This is a genomic window from Hyphomonas sp. (assembly GCF_013823385.1).
Lineage (GTDB): Bacteria > Pseudomonadota > Alphaproteobacteria > Caulobacterales > Hyphomonadaceae > Hyphomonas.
In genome coordinates this window covers 1-6,730 of the sequence record NZ_PNMA01000067.1, presented here as the reverse complement: position 1 = coordinate 6,730, position 6,730 = coordinate 1, and the positions used below count along the sequence as shown (strand labels likewise).

At 61.6% G+C, this 6,730-nt stretch carries 10 protein-coding genes; 7 read left to right on the top strand and 3 right to left on the bottom strand.

What is annotated here, in order from left to right; genetic code table 11:
• Positions 1-109: 109 nt before the first annotated feature.
• The 3 genes from C0456_RS19265 to C0456_RS19255 all read right to left on the bottom strand — a co-directional run bounded on the left by C0456_RS19265 (position 110) and on the right by C0456_RS19255 (position 1,481).
• Positions 110-385, bottom strand: coding sequence for a hypothetical protein (locus tag C0456_RS19265; RefSeq protein WP_066526070.1), 276 nt, complete (start codon positions 383-385; stop codon positions 110-112).
• Between the two features lie 184 nt (positions 386-569).
• Positions 570-1,061 (bottom strand): hypothetical protein, encoded by a 492-nt coding sequence (locus C0456_RS19260; RefSeq protein ID WP_291055823.1) that lies wholly within the window; start codon positions 1,059-1,061, stop codon positions 570-572.
• Between the two features lie 51 nt (positions 1,062-1,112).
• Entirely contained in the window at positions 1,113-1,481 is a 369-nt protein-coding gene (locus tag C0456_RS19255; RefSeq protein WP_291055820.1) for a hypothetical protein, read from the bottom strand.
• Between the two features lie 377 nt (positions 1,482-1,858).
• Here C0456_RS19255 and C0456_RS19250 point away from each other — a divergent pair, with 377 nt between their 5' ends.
• From C0456_RS19250 to C0456_RS19220, 7 genes are all read left to right on the top strand, one after another.
• Entirely contained in the window at positions 1,859-2,176 is a 318-nt protein-coding gene (locus C0456_RS19250) for a hypothetical protein (RefSeq protein WP_291055817.1), read from the top strand.
• A gap of 89 nt (positions 2,177-2,265) precedes the next feature.
• Entirely contained in the window at positions 2,266-2,550 is a 285-nt protein-coding gene (traL, locus tag C0456_RS19245; protein WP_291055814.1) for a type IV conjugative transfer system protein TraL, read from the top strand.
• A gap of 1 nt (position 2,551) precedes the next feature.
• The gene (locus tag C0456_RS19240; protein ID WP_291055811.1) at positions 2,552-3,118 is read left to right on the top strand and encodes a type IV conjugative transfer system protein TraE; all 567 of its coding nucleotides are present in this window, start codon (positions 2,552-2,554) and stop codon (positions 3,116-3,118) included.
• A gap of 95 nt (positions 3,119-3,213) precedes the next feature.
• A complete protein-coding gene (locus tag C0456_RS19235) occupies positions 3,214-3,903 on the top strand; it encodes a type-F conjugative transfer system secretin TraK (protein WP_291055808.1) in 690 nt (229 codons plus the stop codon).
• 5 nt (positions 3,904-3,908) lie between these two features.
• The gene (locus C0456_RS19230; RefSeq protein ID WP_291055805.1) at positions 3,909-5,204 is read left to right on the top strand and encodes a TrbI/VirB10 family protein; all 1,296 of its coding nucleotides are present in this window, start codon (positions 3,909-3,911) and stop codon (positions 5,202-5,204) included.
• Between the two features lie 8 nt (positions 5,205-5,212).
• The gene (locus C0456_RS19225; RefSeq protein ID WP_291055802.1) at positions 5,213-6,049 is read left to right on the top strand and encodes a DsbC family protein; all 837 of its coding nucleotides are present in this window, start codon (positions 5,213-5,215) and stop codon (positions 6,047-6,049) included.
• A complete protein-coding gene (locus C0456_RS19220) occupies positions 6,046-6,729 on the top strand; it encodes a hypothetical protein (protein ID WP_291055799.1) in 684 nt (227 codons plus the stop codon). Before C0456_RS19225 ends, C0456_RS19220 begins: the two co-directional genes overlap by 4 nt.
• The last annotated feature ends 1 nt before the right edge of the window (position 6,730 follow it).

Sequence of the window (6,730 nt, the reverse complement as noted above, 5' to 3'; positions counted from 1 at the left end):
TGGCTCGATTGGCACTCCGAATTCGACCGGAGGCGTGTCGCTAACCTCGGCCCCGCTTCCCGCGCCTAATCCGTTTCGCCGGGTGCTGCTTGCCTCATTCGAACGACGATCAGACGTCCCAGAACACTGAGAACCCAGTAGCCCAAGCATAGTACACACTGATCGCCAGGATGACGGGCGTGCCCTTGAGGTAGTTAAGTTGCCAGCGAAGCCAGAGCTTCGGGATGACCAGAGCTTTCTGAAGCCCCGTTTGGTGCGTGGGTCGCCACCTACCACTGCGCCAGTCGTCGGCCGTGACGATGACCGCGAGCACTGCACAGATCAGCGCCATCATTCCCACGCCGATGTAGAGCGAGGTCCACGCAATCAATGCTTCGTGCTTCATGATTCCTGCCTAGCTATGGCAGCTTCGCACATTTGGATGCCTGGTTGAAGTTTTCTGTTTCTCGGGCTGACCGCCTTTTAGCGTCGCTTGGCTAGAGAAAATGCGCTGTGCGGACCTCTGATGCCCAAGCGCTAGAGCGCTTTCCTAAACGCGGGGCCCTGCGCCGGTTTCGCTTGGAGCGGCTTCATCCATAAGCGTGGGCAAAACCGTCGCCGTTGAGCTTGCTTTCGATCAGGCGATGGTGGTTTGCAATCGCGCTTGAAGTCCGACGCGCGATCGTGACGCAGAGCTGCTCGCGGATACCTTCGAATTCTCCATCGCACGCAGCAATTTCTTCGGGCAAATGGTTGGCCATCGCCATGGCGACCTGCGCCGAAGTTCGGCAGCACGGATCGTCGTAAGAGTCGGCATTCTCGAAGCAGACCATTGCAAGCGCGGCTCTGATGGGATCAATTTGTAGCCGTTCGTTCAGCTTCTGGAATTCCTCCAGTGAGATTTTGCCGGCTTCCAGTCTGGCGTAGAAACCGTTCTGGTGGTTTTTTCTGATGAGTCCTTCTTGGCCCAAGCGCTTAACGCTTAGCCCCTGGCGTCGCATCTGCTCTCTGATCAACACGGCATACAGCCCGAGTGTGCGCGCTATGTCAGCCTGATGATCCTCGTTCGATGCCAGACCCATAACTCCTCCGTCGCCTTATTCTATGCATAAGCATAGAGTGCTCCATGGCGGTCAGATTTTGCAAGCAAATTTTTCAGGCTCACAGATCATCAAACACAGGAATACGAGGGTTTCGCGCACACCAAATTGATTATTGGCAGGCTTGTTCAGGTCATTCTTGATGCGATCAAGCTCCGCGTTAGTTCTCGTGGTCAAACGCAGATAGACCCTTATGGTGCCGTCAAAGGGCTCGTACGCTTTCAGTGCTGCTGCACTCTTCTCGTTCGCAGGCAGATTGACTCTAAGCCCTTCGGCAACAACATCTTTCAGTCGTTGGAGCTTGCCTTTCTGCAGGCTGAGCTCGCGGATCGCGTCAGCGAGGAGCACAAACGCCTGATTGCTCAACATGAGTTCGTGAACCACGGTGCTCTCGCGCGTCATGCGTCGTTCGTCTCCCTCACCCTTAATCTTTAAGCCTCTGTTGCGGAGTATCTGCCGACGCGTAGCCGCTTTTTGAAGCCCCGCCACGCATCAGAATCGCCGATGTACGGTTTCAGGACTTGTTGACCTGCCCGCAGGACAGGCGATCCTAAAATAGAAATCCATCGTTCTGAAATCAGAAGTGGGTGCCCTGTAAGCGGGCTGCCTCGTCCCGTTTATGGCATCGCGCCGCATCCGAATCGGGACTGACACTCCTGCCAGTCCTGCCCATGGGCGGCGAAGGGGTCATCCAAGCGAATCCGGTGTTGAGAAAAGATCCCATCCGGATGGAAGTTTGTCTTGGCGACAGGCGCCAATCCAAACGGAAGGGAACGATCATGAACGCAACCAATCTGAAACAAGGCAGTGGCCATTTCGCTGTTGTCCTCGCCGCACTTGCCGGCGCCAGCGTCTTCGGCGTTGAAGCCGCAATGGCGGGCACTGACACCACATTCGACACAGCGCTCACCGCATTCACCAACTTCCTCGAAGGCTCAGGCGGCCGGATCATCACCGTCCTTTCGCTCGCCGGCGGTATCGTCGCGCTTGCGTCGGGTCGCTTCTCGCTCGGCCAGGTCGCGATCCCGGTCGGTGTTGGCGTTGGTGCCGGCACCGGTATTCCGATCGTCACTGCCTCTGTCACCGGCACCGTCTGACCATCCGGTCACGGTGTCTCTCGAGGGGAAGGAACGCGCATTCGTGCTTCGAGTGACAGACCCTTCCCGGCAACTGGCGGAGTGGATCATTGGATCAGTATTCTATCCCCAAGCATCTCGACGATCCTGAACTGATCGGGTTCTGGACGCTCGACGAATTCCTCGTGATGATCATCCCGTTCATCTGGGGAATTCTCGCTCAGCATGTCGTCATCGGTCTTCTTTTGGCTCTGGCGGCGTGGTTCGGCTATCGCAAGGTGAAAGCTGGGCGTTCGATGCATTGGGTCCTGCATTTTGCCTATTGGCATTTGCCGGGAGAATTCTTCGGTCTGAAGGTCGCTCCGCCATCTCATCTTCGTGTGATGGCGGGCTGACATGGAACTTTCTCTTGCTCACGAGGCGTCGCAGCGGACCCTCAAACAGCGCAACGTCCTTGCTCTGGTCTGCATCGTTCTCGGCATTCTGGTGGTGGTGATGTTCACTGCGGCATCGACGCGGGACCGCGAGGTTGTCTTGCAGCCGATCCTGCCGAGCCAGATGACCCTGAGCTCGTCCGCAGTGACCGACGAGTATCTCGCGGCGGTGACGCGCGACACCGCGCAACTCGCGCTCAATCGCTCCCCCGAGACGCTGCAATACTGGATGGACGGGATAGTCGCGATTTCAGCGCCTGAAACGCGCGGCGCTCTCAAGGCGCAGCTGATGAAGATCATGGACGAGCAACAGGGCTCCCAGATCACGCAGTTCGTCACGATCGACTGGATCCGGACCGACCCCGACAATCTCACCAGCCAGGTGGGCGGGGTGCTCCACACAATCGTGGGCTCGAAGGATGTCCGGCGCGAGCACAAGATCTTCCAGTTCAACTGGACATACACCGGCGTTTCGCTGCGGCTCAAGGGCTTCGGGGTCGTGGTGAAGAAGGACGGAGATGGAGCATGAACGCGCTGAACTCAAATCCTAACAAAGCGCCCGCGAGCGCGCTGGCATCTGCGCTTTTCCGGCTTGGTCGCCCCGCCCTAATGGGAGCAGCCCTTGTGGTCCCGGTCTTCCCAGCGCTTGCCGATGAAACGATTCTTGCTGCCGATAATGGCGAGGTAATCTGTCAGGCCTCAAAAGCCGATCTGACGCGCATATCGCTCAAGGACGATCAGTTCGTTGCCGTCTCGCGGGTGCAGACCGGCAATCCGGTCGAGGACTTCTCTATCGTCCATGAGCCCACGCGCGGCGACATCTACCTCTCGGTCCCCGAGGGCTATGCCAAGGCCAACATCTCCTTCTTCGGGACCACGCAGAAGGGCTATGTCTACAAGTTCAACTGCCAGGTGGGCGGCGAGGAAGCCTTGCAGGTGTTTGTCGCCAATGCCGACCTCGAGAACCCCCAAGCTGCGCCTGAGGTCCTGCAGGCGTTCGGGTCGCTGGATGAACGTGCGGTGGGTTTGGTGCGCGCGATGTTCGAGCAGCGCCCGGTCATCGGCTTCGAGATCAGCGACAATGCGCGCGCGCCCGTCAATGTCGGCGACCTCAAGGTGCAGCTCATCACCGAATACCGCAGCCCCACGATGGTCGGGAAGGTTCTGCGGATCGAGAACACCGGTGAGGCACCGATGGTGCTGCGCGAGGAGCTCATCGCCGGAGACGGCGCGATCGCCGTCACGATTTCCAATCCCAACCTCGCAAGCGGGCAGGCGACTGCCGCTTACGTGGTCGTTCCTGCAGGAAGGTAAGGCTCATGGATTTTCTCAAGCGCAAGCCCAAGGACCTCGATGGCGCCGAAGCCGAAGGCCAGGACGCTGTCGATGAAACCGGCTCGATCATCGACAATGACAAGGCGCAGAAGCGCCAGAGGATGATCTTCTTCGGTATCGGCGGCGTTGCGGTGATCGCAGCAACGATGTTCGTCCTCGATACCGGCGAGACGGTTGACGAGGCCGTGACGGCAGGAACCGAGACCGAGGTCTCGACCGATGCGTTGATGAACCGCCAGCGCGTCGACCAGGAATGGATGGCCATGTATGAAGGCCAGGTCAATTCCCAGGACCAGCGCCTCAAGGGCGTCGAGGCGCAGGCCGGGCAGGTTTCCGAGCTGCAGAACGAGATCCAGGCGCTGCGCGGCGAGAATGCCGCGATGGCGCGCGATGGCCAGCAGGTGCTCGAAGCCTATGAGCGCGAGAACCAGCAGCTTCGCCAGCAAGTCGGCCGGGGTAACGCGCGCCCCACTGCGCCCGGCCCGGTTGCCGCCGCCCGCGATCTCGGGGTGCCCCCGGCCCCGGGGACCGGTGCGGCGGCAACTCTCCCGCCGGTCCGGCGCGGTAACGACGTCCAGATGGTGTCGTTTGCGCAAGGCACGGGCACCGGATCGCGGATCGATCCTTCCAAGGCGCCTGCCGTCTATACCGACTCGCCCAATTACCTGCCCCCCAACTCGATCGCTAACGCGATCGTTGTGGTCGGGGTCGATGCCACCACCAACACCCGCAGCCAGAGCGATCCGCTGCCCGTGCTGCTCCGCATCACAGGGCCCGCGCGCTCGGTCTATGGCGATGGCAAGCTCCTGGCGACGCGGGTTCAGGGCTGCATGGTTAACGGCGCGGCCTACGGCGATCTTTCCTCCGAGAAGGTCTATGTGAAGCTCCAGCGCATGACCTGCGCGCAGCCCGGCGGCCGCTTTGCGGTTTCCGAGGTCAAGGGCTTCATCGCTTTCGGCGGCAAAGTCGGCGTGCGCGGCCGGGTGGTGAGCCGTGAGGGCTCGCTCACCACACAGGCGTTCCTTGCGGGTCTCGTGAGCGGCGCTGGCAACGCCTTCCAGGGTGCAAACCAGATCCCGCGCATTGCGCAAGGCAGTCCCAATCTCCCGTCGGCGTCCGACGTCGGCATCCAGGCGATCGGCGGCGGCGCGGCCAATGCCGGCAGCACCCTGTCCGACTACCTCATCGAACGCGCCGAGCAATATCAGCCCGTCGTTGAAATGCCCACCGGTGCAGCGGTCGAGGTCGTGTTCCTCGACGGCACCTTCATCAGGAACTGAGGCCCGACATGGATATGAAGTGGACCACATGGAAAGTTGCCGGCGCGGCGCTCGCGCTCACCGGTTCGGTTGCTGCCGTGGCAGCGGTCGCGCATGCCGCCTCGTCCGGCAGTGCCGAGAGCGTGAAGGCGGCGCTTGCCGAGCGTCTCCCGAAGACGGAGATCAGCGCGATCGACTGCGACAAGATCGAGGGCGTCTGCGAAGTGCAGGCCCGTCAGAACCTGTTCTACATCGATCATTCAGCCCGCTATCTCATCATCGGCCGTGTCTATGACATGGAGACCAAGCAGGACCTCACTGCAGCGCGGCTGCTCGAGATGAACCCCGACATGCTGATCGGGGGCGGCAGTGCAGATGACACGGGTCCCGCGCCCGAGCAGCGCGCCGACGCTTCGCGTAAAGCCCCTGGGCCCGACGCGCGGATCGATCCGGCCGCGCTTGCCGCACTCCCAGCCAATGGCGCAATTTCGATGGGGAAGGGCGGGCGCACGCTCACGGTCTTTAGCGATTTTCGTTGTGGGTACTGCAAGCGGCTGCACGAGACGCTCGAGACCCTCAACGTGAAGGTCGTCGAGCGCCCGATTTCGGTGCTTGGAACCCGTCCCATCTCCGAAGCGGTGATCTGCGCGTCCGACAAGCCCCGCGCGGTGATCCAAGCCTATGACGGCGGCTCGATCAGCTCCGGTGCTGGCTGTGATACCTCGGGGCTCGATGCCAACGAGGCCTTTGCAAGGAAGCACGGTTTCACCGGCACCCCGGTCATTGTGCGCGAGGATGGGGCCGTGGTCCACGGCTACCGCCCGCGCGAATTCCTCGAATCCTGGCTCAAGGAGAAGGTTTTGTGAACGTCAAAGCCATCATTGCGATGTGTCTCCTTGGTCTGGGAATGGGCGGCTGCACCACGCTTGGGACCAATGTGAATGCAAAGTTCCACTGCGATGCGCCTGAAGGTGTCTGCGCGCCTTCGATGGTGATCGATGACAGCGCGCTCGCGCGGATCGAGGAGACAAGCTCGCAGGATCTGCTCAACCCGGCCGGACCCTTCCGCATGGATGACGGCATAGATGCGCCGGTCCACAGCCCCGCGCTGGGCGCAGAGGCGCTGATTGCACAGGCCGCGCCGAGATACGAGCTGGCGGTGGTGTTCCCTGGCTATACCGATGCCTCGGGCACGGTGCACGCGCGGCGCACTGTGCGCACCGAGGCTGCACTTCCTGGCCGCGGCGACGCCATGGAGACCATGGCGATGCGCGGGCCCAAGCCCTCGCGTGCGCAAGGCCTGCTTGCTGCGGCCGAGAGCGCGCCGCCATTTCTTGCAATCGCGCCGAGCGCCTTTCCCGCGCCCGATCCTGCCACCGGCACTCCTGAGGGAGATGGGCCTCCTGCCGTCGCAGCTGCGCAGATCCCTGCGTCCGGTCCGCGCGATCCGATCGCCGATATCGAGGCGCAGGTATCGGAGAAGCTCGCCGCGCAGCAGCGCACACCTCGGCGCGAGGCCGCGTCCTTCCCTGCAACCCCGGAGTGAG

What these genes read in the sequence shown, in the direction of transcription:
- C0456_RS19225 (WP_291055802.1), top strand. Translation starts at nt 5,213, where the DNA reads ATGGATATGAAGTGGACCACATGGAAAGTTGCCGGCGCGGCGCTCGCG.
- C0456_RS19250 (WP_291055817.1), top strand. Translation starts at nt 1,859, where the DNA reads ATGAACGCAACCAATCTGAAACAAGGCAGTGGCCATTTCGCTGTTGTC.
- C0456_RS19240 (WP_291055811.1), top strand. Translation starts at nt 2,552, where the DNA reads ATGGAACTTTCTCTTGCTCACGAGGCGTCGCAGCGGACCCTCAAACAG.
- C0456_RS19260 (WP_291055823.1), bottom strand. Translation starts at nt 1,061, where the DNA reads ATGGGTCTGGCATCGAACGAGGATCATCAGGCTGACATAGCGCGCACA.
- C0456_RS19255 (WP_291055820.1), bottom strand. Translation starts at nt 1,481, where the DNA reads ATGACGCGCGAGAGCACCGTGGTTCACGAACTCATGTTGAGCAATCAG.
- C0456_RS19265 (WP_066526070.1), bottom strand. Translation starts at nt 385, where the DNA reads ATGAAGCACGAAGCATTGATTGCGTGGACCTCGCTCTACATCGGCGTG.
- C0456_RS19230 (WP_291055805.1), top strand. Translation starts at nt 3,909, where the DNA reads ATGGATTTTCTCAAGCGCAAGCCCAAGGACCTCGATGGCGCCGAAGCC.